Consider the following 23,658-nt stretch of genomic DNA (forward strand, 5'->3'; position numbering starts at 1 on the left):
AAATCCATGTGTCCCTGGTTCGATCCCTGGAGGTACCACAACCAAAGCTCGGATGGTGAAATTGGTAGACACGCTGGACTTAAAATCCAGTGAACAGCAATGTTCGTGCGGGTTCAAGTCCCGCTCTGAGTACTTAGTAAAACCCTCCAACACAGTCGTGTTGGAGGGTTTTTGTTTAGAGAATTTGGTATTAATTGATATCTTTTCCTTTTATATCCTTCTTTCTTTATTTTATTCGTATTTTAGCTAAGCTATTTTAAAAAACAAATTATTATGAAAAAATATATCATTGGGGGTTTTCTATTTGCTTGCATTGGTCTACAAAGCTGTCAAAACACAACATCTGAGAAGAAACTTAAGAATGACGCAACTAAACAAGAAAAACCTATTGCTGTTACCTGTTACAAGTCTATATATGATAAAGATTCTATAACTTTACAACTGAACTCATTAAAAGATGGAAAGATCAGTGGGGATATGATGATGAGTTTTAACAATGCTGCAGTAAAAAAAGGTACTGTATCTGGTAATACGAGTGGCGATACTATTTTTGTAAGTTATACTTTTATTGAAGGGGATAATACAAAAGTTACTTTTAAAAACCCTATGGCTTTTTTAAAGCGTGGTGATTCGTTAGTGCTAGGTAATGGTAAAATGCAAACGACCATGGGTGCTACTTATTTTGTAAAAGGAGAGCCTATAGATTTTGATCGAGTTAAATTTAAATTTTCAGTTGTAGATTGTAAGTAATTTTTAATAGAGTTCACGTTGATTGATTTCTAATAGATGAGACTCGATTGAAATCATTATTTCTTCATTTTTAATTTCCCTTTTTGTGAAGCTAGTACACTTTGCAAAGTATTTTTTTATTCGTTTTTTTAAGGGAATTTGCATTTGAATTATTATGTGCCTATTTTTTATGAGATTGTCCCAATAATTTTTTTCCTATTTTAATTCTTTGCTTACAATGAATTTGAAAGAATCAACCAATACCACGTGGTTGTTTGAAATAACACCAAAAAATAAATTTTTCTCACTGCATCTCAAAGAAGTGTGGGTGTATCGTGATCTTTTGTTTCTTTTTGTTAAAAGAGATATTGTGACGGTTTATAAGCAAACTATTTTAGGGCCCTTATGGTATTTTATTCAGCCCTTGTTAACTAGTCTAACTTTTACTATTGTTTTTAATAATTTAGCAGGAATAAGTACTGGATCTGTTCCTCCATTTTTGTTTAATCTTGCTAGTATAACTGTTTGGAATTATTTTACTGCTTGCTTGAATGGTACTTCTAATACTTTTGCCTCAAATGCTGGAATTTTTGGCAAAGTTTATTTTCCTAGAATCATAGCTCCTTTGACTGTTGTTCTATCTAATTTGATTAAATTTTTTATCCAACTCTTTATTTTTCTTTGTTTTTTTATTTATTACTATAGTCAAGACGCTCTAGTATCTTTCAATTCATGGACCTATTTTTTTCCTCTTGTCGTTATTCTCTTGGGAATTTTAGGTTTGGGTTTTGGAATGATTATTTCTGCACTTGTTACTAAGTATAGAGACTTAACGTATTTAATTGGTTTTGGAATACAATTGTTGATGTATATTTCTGCCGTATTTTTTCCGCTGGATTTAATTGCTGTTAAAATGCCAAAATATGCTTGGCTTGTACAATATAACCCTTTGGCATATTGCATTGAAGCAACACGTTATATGCTTCTCAGTACAGGAGCATTTCCTTTTTGGGGAATAGTATATACGTTATTCTTTTCTATCGCAGTTTTATTTATTGGATTGTTATTGTTCAATCATACAGAGAAAAAGTTTATTGATACCGTATAAAGTGACTTGTGAGCAGTAAATAGTGAGTAGTTTACAGTATACAGTATACAGTATACAGTTAGCAGTAAGTAAGTAAGTAAGTAAGTAAGTAAGTAAGTAAGTAAGTAAGTAAGTAAGTAAGTAAGTAAACAGTGAGAAAGATGAATCCGATGATAAGGATTAATTAGAAAACATTAAATAGAAAATAGTTAACAGTGGGCGATGACGGGTCAACTGTAAAAGAGTAGTAAATAGTGATCATTCACCATTTGTAATTCATTACACAAGATTTATCTCTGGAAAGAAAAATGAAAGACATAATACTAAAAGCAGAAAATATTTCAAAGCAATATCGTTTGGGTACTGTTGGAACGGGTTCATTGGTTCATGATTTGAATCGTTGGTGGCACCAAATTCGTGGTAAGGATGACCCGTATTTGAAAATTGGGGATACCAATGACCGTTTGACCAAGGCTGAAAGTGATTATGTGTGGGCGCTACAAGATATTAATTTTGAAATTGAGCGTGGTGAAGTAATTGGGATTATTGGTAAAAACGGCGCTGGAAAATCTACGTTACTTAAAATTTTATCTCGTGTTACGGCACCTACAACCGGCAGTATTAAGTTTGGCGGACGTGTAGCTTCTTTGCTCGAAGTAGGGACGGGTTTTAATGGTGAAATGACTGGACGCGAAAACATCTATTTGAATGGTGCTATTTTGGGTATGACCAAAAAAGAAATTACGGCCAAGCTTGACGAAATAATCGAATTTTCAGGCTGTCAGCGGTATATTGATACTCCTGTAAAACGCTATAGTAGCGGGATGTACGTACGTTTGGCCTTTGCGGTAGCAGCATTTTTAGAACCTGAAATATTGATTGTAGATGAAGTCTTAGCAGTAGGTGATTCCGAATTCCAAAAAAAAGCCATTGGCAAAATGCAAGACATTTCTAAAACCGGAGGCAGAACGGTTTTGTTTGTGAGTCATAATATGGTAGCAGTAAAACAGCTCTGCTCGAGAGGGATTTTATTAGAGAATGGAACAATAGTATTTGATGGAGGTATTGACCAAGCAGTGGAACGCTACAATAATGATAATGTCTTAATTGGTTCTTTCGTTTCTTGGCCATTTGCTGTTGCGCCTGGGAATTCAAACGCAAAGGTAACATCAATTGAATTGATTGCAGAAAATGATGAATTTGTAATTGAGAACGATTTTAAAATTGAAATAAAGTATGCCAACTTGTTAGATGCTCATACCTTAAATGTTTCGGTATCGATTATGAGTGATTCGGATCAATATGTTTTGGCAACGCCTCATTTGGAGCGAAGCGCTCAGGAGGTTGGTCATTATAAAAGTGTTTGTACGATTCCCGCAAATTTATTAAACACGGGAACGTACTATTTTACAGTAATTTTGGTTGGAAATAATTTTGAAATAATTACACAATTGGACAAGATTGTTTCTGTTGAAATTGGGGAAAAGGGAATACACAGGAAGAATTATTTTGGATATTGGGGTGGTATCGTTCGACCTTACTTAAATTGGAGCAATCAAAAAATAGGATAGTCATCGTCATGAAATATGAAATTAAAAGTGCTATAAAGAAAATTCATAAATATTCGAAGTTGTTTTTTTTTACTAAGAAATCAGTACTATATAGAGGATTTCGTTCGGTTGATTTACTCATTTTTGATGATATATTTCCGCATCCCGTTTCTGGTTTTAGATTGGAAGAGTTTACGGTTTTACTTCAGTATTTTGAAAAATCAAAGATAATAGTTTCGCCTACTGCTTATGTTGTAGTAAATTCAAAAATAACGGATCATAGTCGGGATTGTTCTTTATTTGTCAAGCAATTCCCAGATTTAAAATCAAAAGTTAGGATAAATAAGAAGTTTGTGAATATCAATACAAAACTTTTTTACTGTATTTTTATACATAACATTTTTAATAATTTACATTGGCTAGAAAAATATAAAATACCGTTTGTTTTTACCTTGTATCCTGGAGGAGGTTTTAAGTTGAATGATATTGAATGTGACTTTAAATTAAGAAAAGTATTGAGTTCGCCCCAGTTTAGACAAGTAATTGTCACGCAAAAAATCACTCGTGATTATTTGGTTACTAATGGTTTTTGTAGTGAAGAAAATATAACGTTTGTTTTTGGTGGTGTGGTGCCTCAGCATTCTCTTGTAACTACTGTTGCTGAAATAAAAGAGGAGCATAAAGAGCAAGATACGTTTAATGTATGTTTTTGTGCTGCGAAATACATGCCTAAAGGTTTAGATAAAGGATATGACGTTTTTATAGAAGCCGCACTGAGTCTCAGCAAAAAACACAATCAAATTCGATTTCATGTTATTGGTGGCTTTGATCTAGATGATATTGATGTAACAAGAATAAAAGATAAAACTATTTTTTATGGATATCAAAATCATGAATCTTTGAAAACTATTTTTGATAGGATGGATGTAATTGTGTCTCCAAACAAAGCATTTTTACTTCATAAAGGGGCTTTTGATGGTTTTCCATTGGGTACAGTTATAGAAGCAGCTTTGAATAATGTTGTGGTATTAATGACCGATGAGTTGGAGCAAAATGAAACATTTATTCCAGATGTAGATTTTATATTAATACAAAGTACTGCAGCATCTATTGTTGAAGCAGTAGAACGATTAATGACAAATGACCAACTTGCTAAACGTATTAAAGAAAATAGTTTACAAAAGTTTAGAAAAGTATATTCTAACGAAACACAAATGACCCCAAGAATTGCAGTATTAAAAAAATACATTTAAAACAAGTAGATGATCAACGTAACCAAAACTTTCTTACCTCCAATTGCTGAATATACAGATCTGGTGCAACGTGCTTGGGACAATCAATGGTTGACCAATCGTGGGGAGTTAGTCTTGGAACTAGAACATAAATTAAAAAAATATTTAGAAGTTCCCTATGTTACTGCAATGACTAACGGGACTATCCCTTTACAGATTGCTTTAAAGATGATGGGTAAGGGAGGCGAAGTCATTACTACACCGTTCTCATATGTAGCTACTACTGCATCTATTGTTTGGGAGCATTGCAAACCCGTATTTGTAGATATTCACCCAGAGTATTTGACTATTGATGAAACTCAAATTGAAGCTGTAATTACAGATAAAACAACCGTTATTTTAGCTACTCATGTTTTTGGAAATCCATGTGCTACAGATGTTATTGAGGCTATAGCCAAAAAGTACAATTTAGTAGTTATTTATGACGGAGCACATTCCTTTGGGGTACGCTATAAAAACCGTTCTATTTTTGAATATGGAGATTTGAGTACGTGTAGTTTTCATGCAACAAAGTTGTTTCATTCAGGCGAAGGAGGTGCTTTATTTACTACAAATTCAATAGTACAGCAGCAGTTGTTCTACCATCATAACTTTGGTCATAATGGGCCTTTGGATTTTCACGGCTTGGGGATCAATGGAAAAATGTCTGAGTTGCAGGCTGCTATGGGATTAGCAGTTTTTCCGTATTTAGAAACCATTATTTCGGATCGAAAGAGAGTAGTCGATTTTTACAATGAAAACTTGGATTTATCCCAAATTCAAACGTTAAAAATACGAGCAAATACGGAGTGGAATTATAGTTATTATCCTGTAATTTTTAAAACTGAGGCTCAGTTGTTATCCATTCAAAAAAAATTAAACGAGCATCAAATTTTTCCAAGACGGTATTTTTATCCTTCGCTCAATACTTTGCCATATTTAGAAAGAATTGCTATGCCAGTATCAGAAAGTATTTCGGAACGAGTGTTATGCCTTCCGTTATATGTAGGTTTAAGTAATGAAGATTTGAGTTTAATTGTGTCACTAATTCATGAAAGTATATGTTGATAGTAGGAGCTAAGGGATTTGCTAAAGAAGTTTTGGAAGTGATGCATGAAAACAATCAATTGCAAAATTTAGTTTTTTACGATGATGTTAATTTGGATGCACCGGACTTACTTTTTGACACCTTTCGAGTTTTAAAGAATACAAAACAAGCCAGTCATTATTTTAAAACAGTAGACAATCGTTTTACTATTGGTATTGGAAATCCTCTTCTTCGAAAAAAAATGTATGATAGATGTACCGCTTTAGGAGGAGAGTTAAGTACAATTGTGAGTCCTCGAGCTACTGTAGGGAGTTATGATGTAGTTTTAGGTACTGGAAGTGTGGTATTACCTCACGCAATTTTGTCTAATTCGGTTTCAATTGGTATGGGGTGCATTGTTTATTACAGTTCCATAATCACACACGATTGTGTCATTGGGGATTATGTCGAAATATCACCAAATGCTATTTTACTTGGGCGAAGCAGTGTAGGCTCCTATTCTCGAATAGGAGCAAATGCAACAGTATTGCCAGATATAAAAATTGGTCAAAATGTAATAGTAGGAGCTGGAGCGATTGTTACAAAAGATGTGCCCGATGATTGTGTAGTAGTGGGTAACCCAGCAAGAATAAGCAAACAATTAACACCACTACAATTCAATAAATGATGCAAAAACCCATGGTTAGTGTATGCATGATCACGTATGGTCACGAAATGTTTGTTCGTCAAGCAATAGAAGGCGTGTTGATGCAGCAGTGTGCCTTTGAAGTTGAATTTATAATCAGTAATGATTGTTCACCGGATGGCACTGATGCCGTGATTAGAAAAACAATCAATAGGCATCCTAATGGGAATTGGGTTAACTACATCAAGCATGACAAAAACTTGGGAATGATGCCAAATTTCCTATATACGTTGCAAAAAGCCCAAGGGAAATATATTGCTTTGTGTGAAGGGGATGATTACTGGACCGATCCTCTAAAACTGCAAAAGCAAGTTGATTTTTTAGAGGAGAATAAAGAATACAGCATTCATAGTTGTAAGGCAGAAATTATTAAAGATGGAGTAATCGAAGAATTAATTGGGGATCCATTGGCAAAACAGGATTATATACTTTCTGATTTTTTTACACAAAATAATTTGATATCTTGTACTGTTTTATTCAGAAACACTTCGCTTTTGCAAAAGTATTTTAAAAATATAGTATTTGGAGATTGGATGCTTTATGTGCAAGTAATATCACAAAATACAAATACTATGGCTTATGTATCTTCGGATATTTTTGCTAATTATAGGCTACATCAAGGTGGGATCATGCAAACACTAGTTACATTAGAAGATCATTTTGTGACACAACTTAAGCAGATACAAGCAATTCAAAAATGCATCAAAGTTCAATACACGAAAGATGATGTTGACAAAATTGACACTTACTGCTTGTATCTTTTTAAATATTATTTCCGGAGAGAAGAATATACAAAAGCTATATGTTACGGTTTCAAAAATTTGATTTTGATAAAAAAGCCAAGTCGTATGCGGGTGTACTTGAGTTTTATAAAACAGCATTTTACAAGAAATTAGCATGCAAAACAGTCTTATTTCAATTATCGTTCCTTGCTATAATCAGGCGCAATATCTTGATGAAGCGTTACAATCAGTATTTGACCAAACCTATAGCAACTGGGAGTGCATTATTGTAAATGATGGCAGTCCAGATAATACTGATGTTATTGCAAAAGAATGGACTAAGAAAGATTCCCGTTTTAAATATATTTATCAAGAAAATGGAGGTTTGAGTAGCGCAAGGAATGCAGGTTTGAATGTTTCTCGTGGTAGTTTCATACAATTTTTGGATGCTGATGATTTTTTAACGAATCAAAAACTAGAAAAGTCCATATTCACTTTTCAAACGCAAGATGCAACTCTTGTTCTTACTAATTTTAAAATGTTTGATTTAGATGTTTCTAAAACTAGTCCCCCTTTCTGTGTGTTGAAGTCGGACTATTTCAATTACAACAGTATACTTTTAAATTGGGATCATTTATTTTCAATACCAATTCATTGTGGACTATTTCAATCTGTTTTTTTTCAAGATTTTAGATTTCCCTTGGACTTAGCTGCCAAAGAAGATTGGATTATGTGGCTTTCATTATTTAAATCAAATCCCAAAACTATATTTATTTCAGAAGCTTTAGTTCTGTATCGATTACATGAAATGAGTATGACTCAAAATCAAGAATTGATGAATGAAAATGTAGTTAATGCATTAGTTTATCTTAAATCGGTATTGAGTAACGAAGATTATAAAGTTTTATTGGGTCATAAATTCAATCGGTTGCAAGCAAAAACAGTAGCATTAGAGCAAGAAGTGGCTTTTGAAAAGAATAATTTTAGAAACATAAAGGATTCAAATACGTATAAATTAGGATATACATTGAGAAGTTTTTTAAAAAAAACTAAAATCTTGGGAATAGCCAAAAAGATATTAAAACTGAAGCAAAAATAGCACTATTTACTTTTTATTGAAGGAACTGCGCTGTATTGTTAATTTAAGAAAATTGAAATGAAATTTAATTTACCCTTTGGCTATTTTATTCGGGTTACCCGAAAATTTAAATCAAAGAAAGTTATTATCCCAGTGGGATATGATTGCCATCCTGCTTACGTACTTCAAAAAACTACTTTGCGAAAGCAGAGTTTTCCTTTTGATTGGATGTTGACAGATCCTATTAAAGCTTTAGATTTTGCTTACTCCAATATTCAAGAGGAATTTCAATATTTTATGAGTGATTTAGCGGTGGACCAAGCGGGAAATGTTTTTGCAAAAAAATATCCTGAAGCCGCATTTTACCATTACAAAGATTTGATAAAAAATGCTCCGTTACGGGAAAAAATAAATAAAAGATGTAGCATTGCCATGCTCAAGATCAAAACAAAACCAGTTTCTTATTTATTTGTAATTACTAGCTTGTATGTAAATTCAGATAAAGCGGTCCAAACGTATTTTCAATCCCTGCTACGTTTTGCAACTATTTTGAAACCAAGTGACGACTTGCTAGTCTATCTAAGATTTGAAAATTCAGAAGAGGAAAATCAGCAATTTTGTTCCCAATTACTTGAGAAAATAAAAGTTTTATCTCAGGTACACGTCACCACTTTTGTATTAGAATCAGCGGAATATGGACTTTGGGGAAACGAACAGAAATACCGTACATTACTAACTAATTTAAAAGTAGATTATTATCAAGTAATGCCTAAAATCAAGCTTGAAAAAAATAAAAAATAGATTTTACTTATATCCTTCTCTTTTATGCTGGCCATTGTCATACCGTACTACAAACTTACTTTTTTTGAAGCTACTTTGCAATCATTAGCCTTGCAAACAGATCAGCGTTTTAAAGTCTATATAGGTGACGATGCAAGTCCCGAAGATCCTAGCATCTTAATAGATCAGTACAAGTGTCAAATGAACATGATGTACCATCGTTATAATGAAAATTATGGAAGTGTAGCACTTTCAAAACAATGGGATCGATGCATCGCATTAACCCATGAAGAGCCATGGATTATGATTCTTGGGGATGATGATATCTTGACTCCTAATGTGGTACAAGATTTTTATAGTTATGTTGAAAAAGACCTTGAAAGGAAGTACGCACTTATTCGGTTTGCATCAAGGTTTATAAATGCCTTGGGTACAAGGCTTGAAGGTTTTGATGATTATTTTCATCCAAAAGAGGAAAAAGCAGAAGATGCTTTTTTTAGAAAATGGATTGGAGAAACCCGAAGTTCTCTTTCTGAATATGTTTTTGCCAGAGATTCTTACACTCAATTTGGTTTTCAAAATTATCCTCTAGCATGGCATACAGATGATTTTGCTTGGTTGAAATTTGCTAATAAAAAACCAATTTTGACTATTAACACTTCATTAGTGCATGTCAGGGTTTCTGAACTAAGTATTACGGGTACTTTTGAAAATGAAGCAGTCAAGAATGAAGCAAAAAGAATGTTTTTAAGAAATGTAATTTTCGATACAAAACTGAATTTTAACACTTCTCAAAAAAACGAAATTTTATTTGCTTATGGGAAAGTAATCAAAGTCCAAAATAAAATAGAATTTATTGAGGTTTTAAAGATTTTTTTTCAATTTATAAGCTATTTTAGTTTTTACAATGGAATGCGTTTTCTACGAAGGATGATTCGTGCCAAACAAAATAAATAAAAAATGATAAACCCTTCAATATCGATAATCATTCCAGTTTATAATGCTGCTTTATACGTTGAAAAAGCGATCACATCTGCATTGCAACAACCTGAAGTTTTGGAAGTATTAGTTGTTAATGATGGTAGCACTGATGGCTCAGATGAAATTTTGCAACTTATAGCGTCTACTACAACTCGTGTTACTCTTCTGTTTCACCCTCAAAGAATTAACAAAGGAAGATCAGCCAGCAGGAATTTAGGATTGCAACACGCAAGGGGAACTTATATTGCTTTTTTAGATGCGGATGATTACTATCTTGAAAATCGTTTTTCAGGTGATTTGCCTATTTTCGAATCTCAACTAGATTGTGATGGGGTTTATAATGCTATTGGAGTTCATTTTTATAGAGATGCAACTCTGGAGCAACAACAAGAACTAGCTTTGTACACCATAACTGAGCGCATAAAACCACAAGACTTATTTGAAAATTTGTTACTTGGAGGCAAGGGACATTTTTCAATTGATGGACTTACTTTAAAAAGAAGTTTAATTGACAAAGTTGGTTTTTTTAACACGCATTTAGAAGTTGGAGAAGATACAGATTATATGTGGCGTATGGCTCTTGTAGCCAATCTTTATGCGGGCTCTATTGAAAATCCAGTAGCTATTAGAGGGGTTCATGATGCAAATGTGTTTGACAAGCCTTTCTTATACCAAGAAAATAAATTACGTATTTTAGATTCCGTTTTGCGTTGGTCAGCTAATCACGGCGTGCGTACTACAAGATTGGATTTGATTTTAAAGCATATTTGGATTCTAAAACAAAAACAAGAAAACTCCTTAATGCAGGATATCAAGTACTGGTTCAATTTATTCTTGCCTCAGCAAAACTTGATGTTAAGTTCGCTGAGTATTAAATATTTTCCAATCATTAGGTATAGACAAAAGCTTTTCTCATTTTTGTACCGAAAATAGTGTACTTAATTTGCTTGAAAATCCCAAAATGAATTTCACGGTTTCAGTAGTTATACCAGCTTACAACGTTGCTGCTTTTGTATCCAAGGCTGTTTTTTCGGCTTTGCAGCAAACAGAAGTAGTTGAAGTACTTTTTGTTGATGACGGAAGTACCGACGAGACTTTGAAACTTGCACTGAATTTACAAAAAAAGGATTCCCGAGTTAAAGTTTTTCAACATGACAAAGGGAAAAATTTAGGTAGGTCTGCCAGCAGAAATTTAGGAATACAAAGAGCGACCGGAAATTATATTGCCTTTCTAGATGCCGATGATTTTTATCTTGATAATCGTTTCAGTCAAGACCAAGAAATTCTTAGTAAAGATTCTACAATTCATGGAGTTTACAATGCAGTAGGATATGAATTCTATAGAACTATAGTAGCCGGAGAAGTAAATTTTTTAAAGGACAATACGTTAACTCAAACAGTACCTGCTGATCAACTTTTCGAAGCTTTAATTTCGTGTAAATATGGCTATCTACATTTGAATGGGCTTACAGTTAAAAGGAAAGTTTTTGATGATGTTGGTTTTTTTAATGAAGCTTTAGTGGTGGCTGAGGACTCTGATTTTATTTTTAGATTATCTTTGTTATGTAAACTAGAAGCTAGCAATATTTCTACATTAGTTGCAAAAAGAGGTATTCACGAGCAAAATATTTTTGATAAAAAGGATTTGTATACCAAATACAATCCTGTTTTATATGAAGAACTAGTGCGCTGGTGTTTAAAAAATAAAATAGCATTTTGTACTATTGATTCAATTTTTAAATACTATTGGATCATTCGTTATCGGGAAAATAAGACAATAGGAGAGGAAACCATTTATTGGATGTGTTATCTAATAAGGAATCCAACAATTTTATTTTCTAAATATAGTTTGAAATACATGCCTATAATTAGGCTTAGGCAAAAACTTTTCCCATTTTTGTATTCACTAAGACATCCTTGAATTTATAATGAAACCATCTAGTAATGTTACCGTAATCATACCCTGTTATAATGACGGGGCATACATTATGGAAGCATTAGAATCTATATACAATCAAACAGTATTGCCAGAAAAGATAATCATTGTTGATGATGGTTCACAGGCAGAAACAAAAAAAACATTAGCTACAATTAATCATCCATTGGTTCATCTTATTTACCAAGAAAATCAAGGTGTTAGTATTGCAAGAAATCATGCTGTTAGTTTAGCGCAAACAGACTATATTGTTAATCTTGATGCCGATGATTATTATGAACCTACTTTTATTGAAAAAGCCATACAGATTTTAGATACCGATACTACTATTGGAGTAGTTAGTTCCCACTGTTTGACTTTTTCTGAGAAAAAAAAGATCTCTATTGTAAGACCTTTAGGTGGAGGTGTTACTGATTTTATGGTGATAAACAATGGTAGAGCTAACGCCATGTTTAGAAAAGAATGTTGGGAAAAGGTGGGTGGATTTGATGAAAACATGAAAGCAGGTTATGAAGATTGGGAGTTTTGGCTTGCTATCACTAAAAATAATTGGCGTATGCATATTATTCCCGAAATATTGTCTCACTACCGAATTAAGAATACTTCGCGGGACCGCACTGCAATTGTACATCATGATTATGAGTTACGCATGTATATTTTTAATAAGCATAAAGAAATGTATCAGACTCATTTTGAATTTTATGCAAGTGCTTTGCTGCGTCAAAATTCAATTTTGCGAAATAGTTTGCGGAATGCCAAAGAGTCCAAAGAGTTTCAGCTAGGGAATTTATTGCTGGCTCCACTGCGATTTTTGAAAAAAATAGTATCCAGATGAGTCTATTAGTATCCATAATTGTCCCATGCTACCGTCAAGCTCATTTTTTAGGAGAGTCTTTACAATCCGTTTTAGACCAAAGCTATATCAATTGGGAGTGTATTATTGTTAATGATGGTAGTCCTGATAATACAGCAATTGTTGCACAAGAATGGTGTGCTAAAGATGCACGGTTTAAGTATGTATATCAAGACAACGCAGGTTTGTCTAGTGCTCGTAATACTGGAATAAAACATAGCAAGGGAGAATTTATTTTACCGCTAGATGCTGATGATGTATTGCATCCAGACTATTTAAACAAAACAGTTCCCGTTTTGAGGGATCACCCAGCATTAGGAATAGTAAGTTGCTATAGTACTTTTTTCTCGGGTACTATAAATAACATTGTTAATCAATTGAAACCAATTGGAGATAATGTAACTTCGTTACTGTTTGTCAATCAATTAGTAGCGACCTCTTTGTTCAGAAAAATGTGCTGGGAACAAGTAGGCGGATATGATGAAACTATGAAAAGAGGTTTTGAAGATTGGGACTTTTGGCTAAGTTGTACCAAACAAGGATGGACGTACAAAATAATTCCTGAATTTTTATTTTATTACCGAAAGGCTAAGAAGTCAATGCTGACTAATACAATCCAACATCATGCAGAAGAGGTGAAACAATTTTTATTTATCAAGCATAAAGAGTTGTACATCCTTAATTTTGAGAATTGTATGGAAGTGCTATTCTTTGAATTAAAAGTTCAACGTACAGGTCATGATACCTATAAAAACAGTCAAGAATATAAAATTGGAAAATTAATTTTACAACCCTACCGCTGGTTAACAAAATTGATCTTAAAATCAAAAAAGACATGAACATATCAGTAGTCATTAGAAATAAAAATCAAGCTCCTGCTTTGTCTTTTTTGTTAAAAAACTTAACAAAACGTTATGCCACGGATGTTAGTGAGATTATTGTTGTAGATAATCTCTCGACTGATGAGAGTGAAACAGTAGCAGCGCATTTTGGAGCTCGATTTGTAACGATTACCAATTTTAGTTTTGGCGGTAGCGCCAATATATGTGCTTCTGAAGCTAAAAATGATATTGTTGTTATTTTTAGTGCACATTCCTATCCCGTAAGTCCTGATTTTTTTAAGGTTATTCAAAATCAATTTGACCAAAATCCTAATTTAGCAGGAGTAAGATGTTTGCATCAACCCAATGATTATAGAAATTATATCAACGCCATCTCTGCCTCGGTTGATCCTAATAAGTCAGGATTAATTTTTGCAGGTTCAGCTTTTAGCAAAGCGGTCTGGGAACAACATTCTTTTAGAGAAGATGTAGCTACTTTTGAGGATAAGGAATGGACCAAACGGGTTTTGAAAGCAGGCTATGACATTGAGTTTGCTCCTGTTGTTTTTGCCTACGAAATCAAACGAACACCCAAACAGTTATTTTTTAGATTCCGAAATGATGTGGTTGGGAATTATCAATTGTGGGGAGAGGATGTTACATTTAAATCGATTTTTAAAAGTTTCTTAGGGAGTTTGTGGTCCAGTGCCTCATCTTTTTTCCTAAGTATAAAGTACACTTTTTTGAAGTTGTTTTTTTTATTGCGTTTCTGGAGTAATAAACCTAAAAAAATGGAGTGAATTGAAAGCAAACGTAAATAATTTTAATTTTCTACGATTTCTTTTTGCCTTATTTGTAGTCATAACGCACTCCTATGCTTTATCAGGAACGCCAGAATCAGCAGAATGGATGTGGCAAATTACTGCGGGACAACTGTCTTTTTCTCAAATAGGTTTAAGTGGATTCTTTGTTATTAGTGGGTATTTTATTTTTATAAGTTTACAGCGGGCGAGTAGTTTAAAAACGTATTTTAAGAACAGAATTCTACGTATTTTTCCCGGTTTGCTTGGCGTATTATGTGTTACACTGCTCTTGATTCCGTTCCTTCATGTTAAAGGCTTTACGATATTTACACAATGGGATTATTACACCTATGTTCCTAGAAACATGATGTTGTACGGTTTTCAATCTACAGTAAAAGGTGTTTTTGATACTAATTCTTACCACGCTATCAATGGTTCACTTTGGACCATACAATATGAGTTTAGTTTGTATGTATTGATTGCACTATTATTTTGTTTTCGAGCGCATCAAAAATTAATTTCAGTTATACTTGCGGTTGTAATGGTGCTACTGTATGTTGTTTATAATTTTTTTATAGAACGGGTGGCAGGGATGCAATTGTTATACCTACAAGGATATCATTTTTTAAATTTAGGAACTTTTTTTGTCATGGGGAGTTTGCTGGCTTCTATTCAATTTGAAAAAAAGGTTTCTGTTGCAATACTGTTTATTAGTGTTGTAATATTATTTTTAGCCCTTTACTTTGAGATTTATAGCACTGTAAAACATATCGTTTTTCCAGTTGTGGTTTTATCGTTGGGATTTATTCCTCTTCGTTTTTTTAGTACATTTGGTAAATATGGAGACTTATCGTATGGAATTTATATTTACAGCTTCCCGGTGCAGCAGGTGTTGGTGCATCTCTTTAAACCCAAAGTGTATTCTTTGATGACGTTTTCCCTTTTAATTTCAATTATTTTGGGATTTCTTTCTTGGCATTGTATAGAGAAAAAGGCATTAGAACTAAAAAATAAATATTAAAAAATTCGCAATAGAAAATGTAAAATGAATTTAAAAAAATTAAGGCAGATATACCGCATCCTTATTCCTTTAAAGCAGACTGAAGAGCAGCGATTTGAGAGTTTATTAAGATCCAATAGACTCATTACCCATTTTGAAAAAAAGGGATATTTCTATGTGCTAAAAGTCGCTAACTCATTTACAGTATTGCTTAGAGGTCAAGAATATAGCGATTACGAAGTCTTTAAGCAAATATTTAATTTTAAGGAATACAATGTTGTCTTGAATCTCATAGATTTTAATTTAAATGTTCAAAAAGAAAAGATAATAATCGATGCAGGAGCTAATGTTGGATATACATCTGTTTTTTTCTCTCAATATTTAAGTAACGTTAAAATTTACGGTATTGAGCCATCAAAGTCTAATTTTGACATGTACCAAAAAAATGTCAGCCTTTTGTCTAACAGTGAGAATGTTACTATTTATAACCGAGCACTAAGTGAAAAGGCAAATAGTAAATATATCATAGAGAGGGAATATGGTGATAAAAAGGATTGGGCTATTACTACGAAAGAAGATGAAGGCGGTGAAATAAAAGGTATTACTATCAATGAAATTATAAGCGAAAATAATTTGGAATATATTTCGCTATTAAAAATTGATATCGAAGGGGCAGAACGGTTTATATTTAAAAGAGGACAAGATGTATCGTTTTTAAAGATAACACAAGTAGTTGCTATAGAAATTCACGATGAGTTTAATATCCGAGATGAAATTTACACAGTATTACAAAGTAATGGATTCTTTCTTTTTGAGGTCAGTGAAACAACAATTGGGTTAAATAAAAATATATTTTCGAATGACAGAGTTGGATAATAAGTTAAGTATCATTATTCCTTGTTATAATGCAGCAGTTACTTTAGAGGAAACGTTGCAATCTGTCTTTGCCCAGGATTTTCAAAATTGGGAAGCAATAATTGTGAATGATGGATCCACAGATAATACAGAAGATATTGTTTTGCAATGGGTTAAGAGCGATAGTAGATTTCACTATTTTTCAAAACCCAACGAGGGTTTGGGTAAAACTAGAAATTATGGAATTACAAGAGCGCAAGGCAAATACATATTGCCTTTAGATGCAGACAATTTAGTGATGCCAGATTTTGCAAAAAATGCAGTTGAAATTCTAGAAGCACAAAACGATATCGATGTGGTTCATGGAAATGCTTTATTTATTGGTGAAAAAACGGGTGTTTGGAACATTGGTGCCTATAATATTGAGAAAATGCTTTTAGACAATTACATTGATGCTTGTGCCATATTTAGAAAATCAACATGGGAGAAAGTAGGCGGTTATGAAGAGAATTTACCTTATGATGGACTCGAAGATTGGGATTTATGGTTGGCTTTTGGAACTATTCAGGCACAGTTCTATTTTATGGATTCGATTACATTTCAATACCGTGTTTCAAAAAATTCAATGATCAAAAAGTTTACACCTGAAATGAAATTGGCTTCCAGATCCTATATCGCCAAGAAATACAGTGACTTGTATCAGTTTCAGTATTGTAAATTTGTAAGAGAGCATGATAATTTAGCAAGCAAATTAACCAATAAAAGGTATGTGTTAAATGCCTTTTGCAAAACATTTTTTGGTTTTTCTATTCTAAAATCAACCAAGTAATGAAAGCTTATACCGTCAGTATTTTTATGCTCACCTACAATCAAGAAGCTTTTATAGGTCAGACAATTGAAAGTGTGTTGATGCAAAAAACAAGTTTTACATACCAGTTGGTTATTGGAGAGGATTGCAGCACTGATAATACTCGAGAAATTTGTGAGCACTACGCCAAAAAGTTTCCTGATACTATAAAACTTTTACCAAGTTTAGGTTACAATCAAGGATTAATTGCTAATTATATGCGAACTGTTGCAGCCTGCGATGGAATATATATTGCAATTTGTGATGGAGATGACTATTGGACTGATGCTTTCAAATTGCAAAAACAAGTTGATTTTCTTGAAGCAAATCCAGATTTTTCTATTGTTGCTACAAATTATGAGTTGCTGCATCCTAATGGAGATGTAGAGCAAGTTAAAAAACTGCGTCAAAAACTGGAGTTTACATTTGAGGATCTAGTGTATGATAATTTAATTACTTCTGCTACAGTGCTCTTTCGGAATCATTTACAATTTGATCCATTGCCTCAGTGGATCTTGCAATTTCCATACGGCGATTGGCCTACTTATTTATGGATTTTAAGAAACGGAGGTAAACTTTACTTTCTACAAGATTATACTGCCATGTACAGGCTTGGTATTGGAGTTTCGTCACCCATAATTGCCACAAGTAGTTCACTTCTTGAGGTTAACATAGGAATTTTAGAATGTATGGTACAGGATCACTCTTTTGCGTCACATCAAAAAACCATAGCAAACAGTTTGAGTCGCCTTAAAGTGAATCGGATGACGAGTTACAACATGGAGGGGCAATTTAGAAAAGGATTCATATGCTTCCTGAAAAATATTTTGCAGTTAAAATCGAATTGGCAAGTGGTAAAAATGTATTTTTATTCCTTAAACAAACGTTGGAGTAAGCAATACTAATAAAATACTCCAACTTTTTATAAATAACGGATTTAAATTTACCTCATGAAAATACTCATGGTAGCCATTCCCAATCATCATTTTTTTCAATGGGTGAACCAATTGAAAGATAGTGGGCATGAAGTATTTTGGTTTGATAGTACTGATGGCGGAGGTATAGTTGAGAAAATTCAATGGGTACACCAAATTAAAGGTTGGAAGTTGAGGTGGGATTTTCCGTTTAGACACTTCATCAAGTCTCGATTCCCGAAAGCGTATAGCCAAATTCAAAAAATTAACGAACGCAAGCTTGCTGAAGTTTTTGAAAAAAAGTTGCAGCAAATCAAACCTGATGTAGTGCAGTGTTTTGAAATGCAACTTGCGGGAATACCTATTCTTGAAGTAATGGAAGAATATTCCAATATCCCTTTGATTTATAGTTCCTGGGGGAGTGATTTGTTTTATCATAAAGAAATGGGTCTGTCATCACAAAACGTGCATCGCTTTTTAAAACGAGTGGATTATTTAATCACGGATTGCCATAGAGATTACACGCTTGCACTACAAAATCAGTTTCGAAATTTTTTTCTAGGCGTTTATCCAGGAAATGGTGGAATTGCATATCCTAAAAGAGAGATACTGCCTTGGCACAAAAGAAACTGCATTATTATAAAAGGATATGATGATGAGGTTGGGAAAGCACTGGAAATAGGTAAAGCACTAGAACTGGTTGATCCTGTGTTGCTTTCGGATAAAAAAATTATTGTTTTTAGTGCTGATGCAGTGGTGGAGGCGTTTTTTAAAAATTCAAAAAAACTCCAAAACTACGATGTTGAAATACAACCTAGGAATCAATTTGTCCCAAATGAAATTCTGTTGAAACAAATGGGGCAAAGCATATTGTACCTTGGTAACAGCCTGTCAGATGGTATGCCCAATAGTTTACTTGAGGCTATGGGTATGGGGGCTTTTCCCATTCAGTCTAATCCTGGCGGAGTTACCTCTGAAATTATTGAACATCAAAAAAATGGGCTTTTGATTGCAAATCCGTTGGATGTTACGGAGATTGCGCATCATATAACAACTGCTTTGCAGCACACTACCCTCAGGGAAAAAGCACAAGAATACAATGTTGCCTTTTGTACTAAAAACTATGATAGAGCAGTATTGCAATCACAAATAGTACATTTGTACGACTCAATTACGGTTTAGCTTTACTACAATATGGATATCTCTTTTTTAATTGTTACTAAAAACCGACCCGATGAATTGCGGTATACGCTATCACGGTTGCAAAATCTTGTGACAATTGATAAGCATGAAGTTTTAGTATTTATTGATGGGTGTGAGGCTACTCAGGCATTGGTTACAGAATTTGGTTGGGTCAAATGGACCGTTTGGAATCATAGTATTAGTGCTTCTCCGGCAAGGGCTATTTTGTATCAAAAAGCGGTGGGTACTATATTCATTGGTCTTGATGATGATGCACATCCTATTAGTGCTGATTTTATTCCAAAGGTACAACAGCATTTTGAGACTAATCCTCAACTGGGAATCTTGGCTTTTCAGGAAGTTAAAGGAATTTACCCAACAGATGATTTAGCTTTGCTTCAAGCAAAAAATAAAACATCTTTTTATACGAATGATTTTGTAGGTTGTGGTTTTGCTATAGCCAAAAAAGTATACGCCATTACCAATGGGTTCCCTACGTGGATCGATATTTATGGGGAGGAACCTTGCGTGGCTTTTGAGGTTTTGGATACGGGCTATTCTATATTTTTTGCACATGATATTGTAGTCAATCATAGAATTGACATCGAAAAAAGAAAATTGCAAGGCAAGAATTACTTCCGATTTGAACGACAGTTACGCAATAGTTTCAAACTCTATCTGGTCTATTATCCTAATCCTTTGCCTGTAATAGCGCGCTTGCTTTTTCATAATTTCAAGCGCTATGCTTGTACTGATTTTGTTTTTTTTAAATTGTATTGGCGCGCTGTAGGACACATGATATTTACTTTATTTGATACCTTAAAATACAGATCTCCTATTCAAAAGAAAACGCTTAAATCAATTCAAAAATTAAAAAATATGCCTTACTAATATGCTTTTTAACACCCTCATGTACGCCTTATTTGTACCCATAGTTTTTGTGGTGTATTGGTATGTTTTGGGTAAATCAAGCAAGGCTCAAAATATTTTTTTGTTGTTGTGTAGTTACTATTTTTATTCTTGTTGGGATGTCCGGTTTCTTGGATTGTTGTTGTTTTCAACTGCTTTAGATTATGTATCGGCGTTAAAAATGCAAAATTCAAAATCAGAACAAGTCCGAAAGATATGGTTCTGGACAAGCATCGGAATTAACATTTCTTTCCTCGGAATTTTTAAATATTATAACTTTTTTGCAGTTTCTATGCAGTCAGCACTGCAGGTGTTGGGTTGGGATATTGATTTGTATGTGTTGGAAATTATTTTACCAGTCGGAATTTCATTTTACACTTTTCACGGACTGTCTTACGTGATTGATGTCTATAAAAAAAGACTGGTTCCAGAGCAAGACCCCATAGCTTATGCTTTGTTTGTATCTTATTTTCCCCTTTTGGTTGCTGGGCCTATTGAGCGAGCCACCCATTTATTACCCCAACTCAAAAAAAACAGAACATTTTCATACCAGCAAGCAGTAAATGGATTGTACCAAATAGTGTGGGGATTGTTTAAAAAAATTGTGATTGCTGATCAGTGTGCGCTTTACGCCAATGCAATTTTTAATAATGTACCACAGGAATCCGGAAGCACCTTATTTATGGGAGCATTATTTTTTGCGTTCCAAATTTATGGCGACTTTAGTGGTTACTCAGATATTGCTTTAGGAACCTCAAAACTTTTTGGAATAGAGTTGCTTCAAAATTTTTCATTCCCCTATTTTTCCAGAGATATTGCTGAGTTTTGGCGTCGTTGGCACATATCATTATCCTCTTGGTTCAAAGATTATGTGTACATCCCACTGGGAGGTAGTGCAGGCTCTCGTTTTTTTAAAATCCGAAATGTTTGTATCATTTTTTTATTGAGCGGTTTTTGGCATGGAGCCAATTGGACGTTTATTGTTTGGGGACTTTTACATGCTTTGTATTTTGTGCCCTTGTTATTGGCGCAAAAAAATCGAAAGCATATTGAGATAGTAGCTTTTTCAAATACATGGCCTAGTGTTAAGGAGGTTTTTCAAATGGGTACTACTTTTTTAATGACAACCCTAGCGTGGATTTTTTTTAGGGCCAATTCTTTGTCTGCTGCTATTGATTATATTTCGGGTATTTTTTCAATTTCTTTATTTACAATACCCAGTGTACGCCCGACCAATGTTTTAGTACTTATTTTATTTTGTATCACTGTAGAATGGTTTGGACGTAGGAATGCATTTGCATTAGAAAACTTTAATTTACAAGGAAATAGAGTAGTTAGATGGTTTTTTATAAGTTTTATTTTAATTCTCATTTTCGTGTTTAGTAGTCCTGTAGAACAACAATTCATCTATTTTCAATTTTAATATGCGCCGTTTTATCCTCCATAGTGTCCTTTTTTTAGCTATTTTTTTTGTGGTGGATAAGATGTTTTATTTTTTCTTACATCATGCGCCTACACTGGAGTACGACACGCGTTTAGAACAAATATTAGAGGGAAAGATGAACAAAGAGGTGTTGATTTTAGGGTCTTCAAGAGGCGCAAATAATATTTTGGCAGGACAAATAGAAAGCAAAACAAGGCACAGTACATACAATCTTTCCTATCCTGGATCAGATGTTAGGTTTCATTATTTTGTATTAAAATCAGTTTTGAAATATAATAAAAAGCCAAAAATGGTAGTCTTAACCATTGATAATCCGCATGAATTTGTAAATGAAAAAACACTTAATTTTCGTTTTGATCGTTTGTATCCATTAGCTAAATACAATTATATCACACAAGAGTTGATCCGTCAAAAAGAAAAAAATGTGCTTTCGTGGGTTTTTTGTTTGGCGCGTCTCAATCGATCACATTTTTCAGTTTCAAAAGTAGCTATTCCGCTTGACGGAAAAATTGATGCTTGGGGTTCCATGCCTTTTTATAACAGAAAAGCTTCTTTTATTGGTAAAAAAAATTCGGTTCAATTGTACAATAGTGCTTTAGAAAATACAGAAAAAATAACCGCTTTTAAGGCGTTACAACAATTGTGTTTGAAAAATAAAATACAATTAGTTTATGTTTTTCCTCCCAGTCATGGGGCATTCGACAAACAATTTTACAAGCGGTTTTTAAAAATGGTGCCTGCACATGATGTTATGGTTTACGATACCCTGAACACGATTTATCAAAAGGAAGCTAGTTTTCATGACGAATCCCATTTGCAGCAAAAAGCCGCCCAAGTTTTTACAAATGAAATAAGTACCTTTATACAAAATAAAAATTACCTGAAATGAAAAAAATAGGTTTGATTCCGCTACGCAAAAACTCTAAAGGAATACCAGGAAAAAACAAGAAAAAAATGTTGGGGAGACCCTTGTTTTCTTGGGTTTTGAGTGAAGCTATTTTTTCAAATTTAGATGAAATATATGTGTTTACAGATGATACAGAAATCATTCACTATATAGAAAAAGAATACCATTGGAGTTCAAAAGTAAAAGTACTCTTGCGAAGTGATGAGAATGCAACGGACACTGCCTCAACCGAAAGTGTTATGAATGAGTTTACTAAGCTTATAGCTCATGATTATGATGTTTTGTGCTTGCTTCAGGCTACGTCACCTTTAACCCAAAGAGCAGCAATTAATACCGTTTTAGCCAAAGTAGAGCAGGAAGCTTATGATGCAGCACTTACAGTGGTTAAAACACACCGTTTTATTTGGGATGCATCGGGTAAACCAAAAAATTATGACATCTACAACAGGCCTAGACGCCAAGATTTTGAAGGACTTTTGGTTGAGAACGGTGCCGTATATGCCACTACCAAAGCCGCTTTTGCACATTCAAAAAACAGAATAAGCGGCAAGATAGGACTTGTAGAGATGGGTGAAGAGTCTTACACGGAAATTGATTCAACTTCAGATTGGGAAATTGTAACACACTTGCTGGCTCATCGCTTGCAAAAAAGTAAAATGCATGATAAAATATCCTATTTGGTTCTTGATGTTGATGGTGTTTTTACCAATGGAGGGGTATACTATGGAGCTGATGGGGAATTGATGAAGTATTTTGACATGCGTGATGGTATGGGACTTGAAATAATAAGACAAAATCAAGTAGAAGTTGTAATTATGACCTCTGAAAACTCTGAATTGGTAAAAACCCGCATGAAAAAATTGCAGATAGAACATTGTTTTATGGGAGTCAAAGACAAATATTCATTTCTGGAACAATTTTTAAAAAATGAGGGAGCTTCTTACTCGCAAGTAGCGTATGTAGGTGATGATGTGAATGATTTGGCCAACATTTGTAGTGTCGGTTGGTCTTTTTGTCCAGCTAATGGAACTGAAATAGTAAAACAACATGCGGATTATGTTTTGACCCAAGCATCTGCTCAAGGTGCCATTAGGGAAGTGTGTGAGCGCATTATGAAATACAACCTGCGCTACTCTTAAAAATAAGCAGCTACTCAAACTGCATTATGCTACAATACGAAAAGAAATACAAATAATGAGATGGCATTTGTAAAGTCGAATGTTTTTGTAAAGTTCGATGTATGTTGTGAAAGCAAT

Annotated in this window: 24 protein-coding genes and 1 tRNA gene; all 25 read left to right on the plus strand. The window is 33.7% G+C overall.

What is annotated here, in order from left to right:
- Positions 1–46 precede the first annotated feature (46 nt).
- Positions 47–132: transfer RNA gene (locus tag FPG59_RS00290), tRNA-Leu, on the plus strand.
- 141 nt (positions 133–273) lie between these two features.
- Positions 274–750, plus strand: coding sequence for a hypothetical protein (locus FPG59_RS00295; protein WP_086452626.1), 477 nt, complete (start codon positions 274–276; stop codon positions 748–750).
- A gap of 217 nt (positions 751–967) precedes the next feature.
- Entirely contained in the window at positions 968–1,837 is an 870-nt protein-coding gene (locus FPG59_RS00300; protein WP_086452627.1) for an ABC transporter permease, read from the plus strand.
- A gap of 287 nt (positions 1,838–2,124) precedes the next feature.
- A complete protein-coding gene (locus tag FPG59_RS00305; protein ID WP_086452628.1) occupies positions 2,125–3,387 on the plus strand; it encodes an ABC transporter ATP-binding protein in 1,263 nt (420 codons plus the stop codon).
- A gap of 8 nt (positions 3,388–3,395) precedes the next feature.
- Positions 3,396–4,619: a glycosyltransferase family 4 protein gene (locus FPG59_RS00310; protein WP_086452629.1), complete on the plus strand. Its 1,224-nt coding sequence runs from the start codon at positions 3,396–3,398 to the stop codon at positions 4,617–4,619.
- A 9-nt stretch (positions 4,620–4,628) separates the two neighbouring features.
- The gene (locus FPG59_RS00315) at positions 4,629–5,705 is read left to right on the plus strand and encodes a DegT/DnrJ/EryC1/StrS aminotransferase family protein (protein WP_086452630.1); all 1,077 of its coding nucleotides are present in this window, start codon (positions 4,629–4,631) and stop codon (positions 5,703–5,705) included.
- Positions 5,699–6,352, plus strand: a complete 654-nt coding sequence (locus FPG59_RS00320; protein ID WP_086452631.1) for an acetyltransferase — start codon at positions 5,699–5,701, stop codon at positions 6,350–6,352. The genes FPG59_RS00315 and FPG59_RS00320 overlap by 7 nt, the downstream gene beginning before the upstream one ends.
- Positions 6,349–7,266, plus strand: coding sequence for a glycosyltransferase (locus FPG59_RS00325; protein ID WP_086452632.1), 918 nt, complete (start codon positions 6,349–6,351; stop codon positions 7,264–7,266). The genes FPG59_RS00320 and FPG59_RS00325 overlap by 4 nt, the downstream gene beginning before the upstream one ends.
- 1 nt (position 7,267) lies before the next feature.
- Positions 7,268–8,191, plus strand: coding sequence for a glycosyltransferase family 2 protein (locus tag FPG59_RS00330; RefSeq protein WP_086452633.1), 924 nt, complete (start codon positions 7,268–7,270; stop codon positions 8,189–8,191).
- A gap of 57 nt (positions 8,192–8,248) precedes the next feature.
- Positions 8,249–8,971 carry a DUF1796 family putative cysteine peptidase gene (locus FPG59_RS00335; protein WP_086452634.1) on the plus strand — a complete coding sequence of 241 codons (723 nt, stop codon included), beginning with the start codon at positions 8,249–8,251 and terminating at the stop codon, positions 8,969–8,971.
- A 24-nt stretch (positions 8,972–8,995) separates the two neighbouring features.
- Positions 8,996–9,907 (plus strand): glycosyltransferase family A protein, encoded by a 912-nt coding sequence (locus FPG59_RS00340; RefSeq protein WP_086452635.1) that lies wholly within the window; start codon positions 8,996–8,998, stop codon positions 9,905–9,907.
- 3 nt (positions 9,908–9,910) lie between these two features.
- Positions 9,911–10,864, plus strand: a complete 954-nt coding sequence (locus tag FPG59_RS00345; protein ID WP_086452636.1) for a glycosyltransferase family 2 protein — start codon at positions 9,911–9,913, stop codon at positions 10,862–10,864.
- Positions 10,865–10,892: 28 nt separating this feature from the next.
- Positions 10,893–11,852, plus strand: coding sequence for a glycosyltransferase family 2 protein (locus tag FPG59_RS00350; protein WP_140344574.1), 960 nt, complete (start codon positions 10,893–10,895; stop codon positions 11,850–11,852).
- 7 nt (positions 11,853–11,859) lie between these two features.
- Positions 11,860–12,702: a glycosyltransferase family 2 protein gene (locus FPG59_RS00355; protein ID WP_086452638.1), complete on the plus strand. Its 843-nt coding sequence runs from the start codon at positions 11,860–11,862 to the stop codon at positions 12,700–12,702.
- A complete protein-coding gene (locus FPG59_RS00360; protein ID WP_086452639.1) occupies positions 12,699–13,559 on the plus strand; it encodes a glycosyltransferase family A protein in 861 nt (286 codons plus the stop codon). The genes FPG59_RS00355 and FPG59_RS00360 overlap by 4 nt, the downstream gene beginning before the upstream one ends.
- Positions 13,556–14,341, plus strand: a complete 786-nt coding sequence (locus FPG59_RS00365; protein ID WP_086452640.1) for a glycosyltransferase family 2 protein — start codon at positions 13,556–13,558, stop codon at positions 14,339–14,341. Before FPG59_RS00360 ends, FPG59_RS00365 begins: the two co-directional genes overlap by 4 nt.
- 1 nt (position 14,342) lies before the next feature.
- A complete protein-coding gene (locus FPG59_RS00370; RefSeq protein ID WP_176330667.1) occupies positions 14,343–15,365 on the plus strand; it encodes an acyltransferase in 1,023 nt (340 codons plus the stop codon).
- A 24-nt stretch (positions 15,366–15,389) separates the two neighbouring features.
- Complete coding sequence (locus tag FPG59_RS00375) at positions 15,390–16,220, plus strand: FkbM family methyltransferase (RefSeq protein WP_086452642.1); 831 nt, start codon at positions 15,390–15,392, stop codon at positions 16,218–16,220.
- The gene (locus FPG59_RS00380; RefSeq protein ID WP_086452643.1) at positions 16,204–17,028 is read left to right on the plus strand and encodes a glycosyltransferase; all 825 of its coding nucleotides are present in this window, start codon (positions 16,204–16,206) and stop codon (positions 17,026–17,028) included. Before FPG59_RS00375 ends, FPG59_RS00380 begins: the two co-directional genes overlap by 17 nt.
- Positions 17,028–17,951, plus strand: a complete 924-nt coding sequence (locus FPG59_RS00385) for a glycosyltransferase (RefSeq protein WP_176330668.1) — start codon at positions 17,028–17,030, stop codon at positions 17,949–17,951. Before FPG59_RS00380 ends, FPG59_RS00385 begins: the two co-directional genes overlap by 1 nt.
- 45 nt (positions 17,952–17,996) lie before the next feature.
- Positions 17,997–19,142: a glycosyltransferase gene (locus FPG59_RS00390; protein WP_086452644.1), complete on the plus strand. Its 1,146-nt coding sequence runs from the start codon at positions 17,997–17,999 to the stop codon at positions 19,140–19,142.
- Positions 19,143–19,154: 12 nt separating this feature from the next.
- Complete coding sequence (locus FPG59_RS00395) at positions 19,155–20,033, plus strand: glycosyltransferase family 2 protein (protein WP_086452645.1); 879 nt, start codon at positions 19,155–19,157, stop codon at positions 20,031–20,033.
- A gap of 1 nt (position 20,034) precedes the next feature.
- Positions 20,035–21,474, plus strand: coding sequence for an MBOAT family protein (locus FPG59_RS00400; protein WP_086452646.1), 1,440 nt, complete (start codon positions 20,035–20,037; stop codon positions 21,472–21,474).
- A 1-nt stretch (position 21,475) separates the two neighbouring features.
- Positions 21,476–22,384, plus strand: a complete 909-nt coding sequence (locus tag FPG59_RS00405; RefSeq protein WP_217875814.1) for a DUF1574 domain-containing protein — start codon at positions 21,476–21,478, stop codon at positions 22,382–22,384.
- The gene (locus tag FPG59_RS00410) at positions 22,381–23,541 is read left to right on the plus strand and encodes an acylneuraminate cytidylyltransferase (RefSeq protein ID WP_086452648.1); all 1,161 of its coding nucleotides are present in this window, start codon (positions 22,381–22,383) and stop codon (positions 23,539–23,541) included. The genes FPG59_RS00405 and FPG59_RS00410 overlap by 4 nt, the downstream gene beginning before the upstream one ends.
- The last annotated feature ends 117 nt before the right edge of the window (positions 23,542–23,658 follow it).

It is taken from the genome of Flavobacterium sp. FPG59, assembly GCF_002150205.1.
GTDB lineage: Bacteria > Bacteroidota > Bacteroidia > Flavobacteriales > Flavobacteriaceae > Flavobacterium.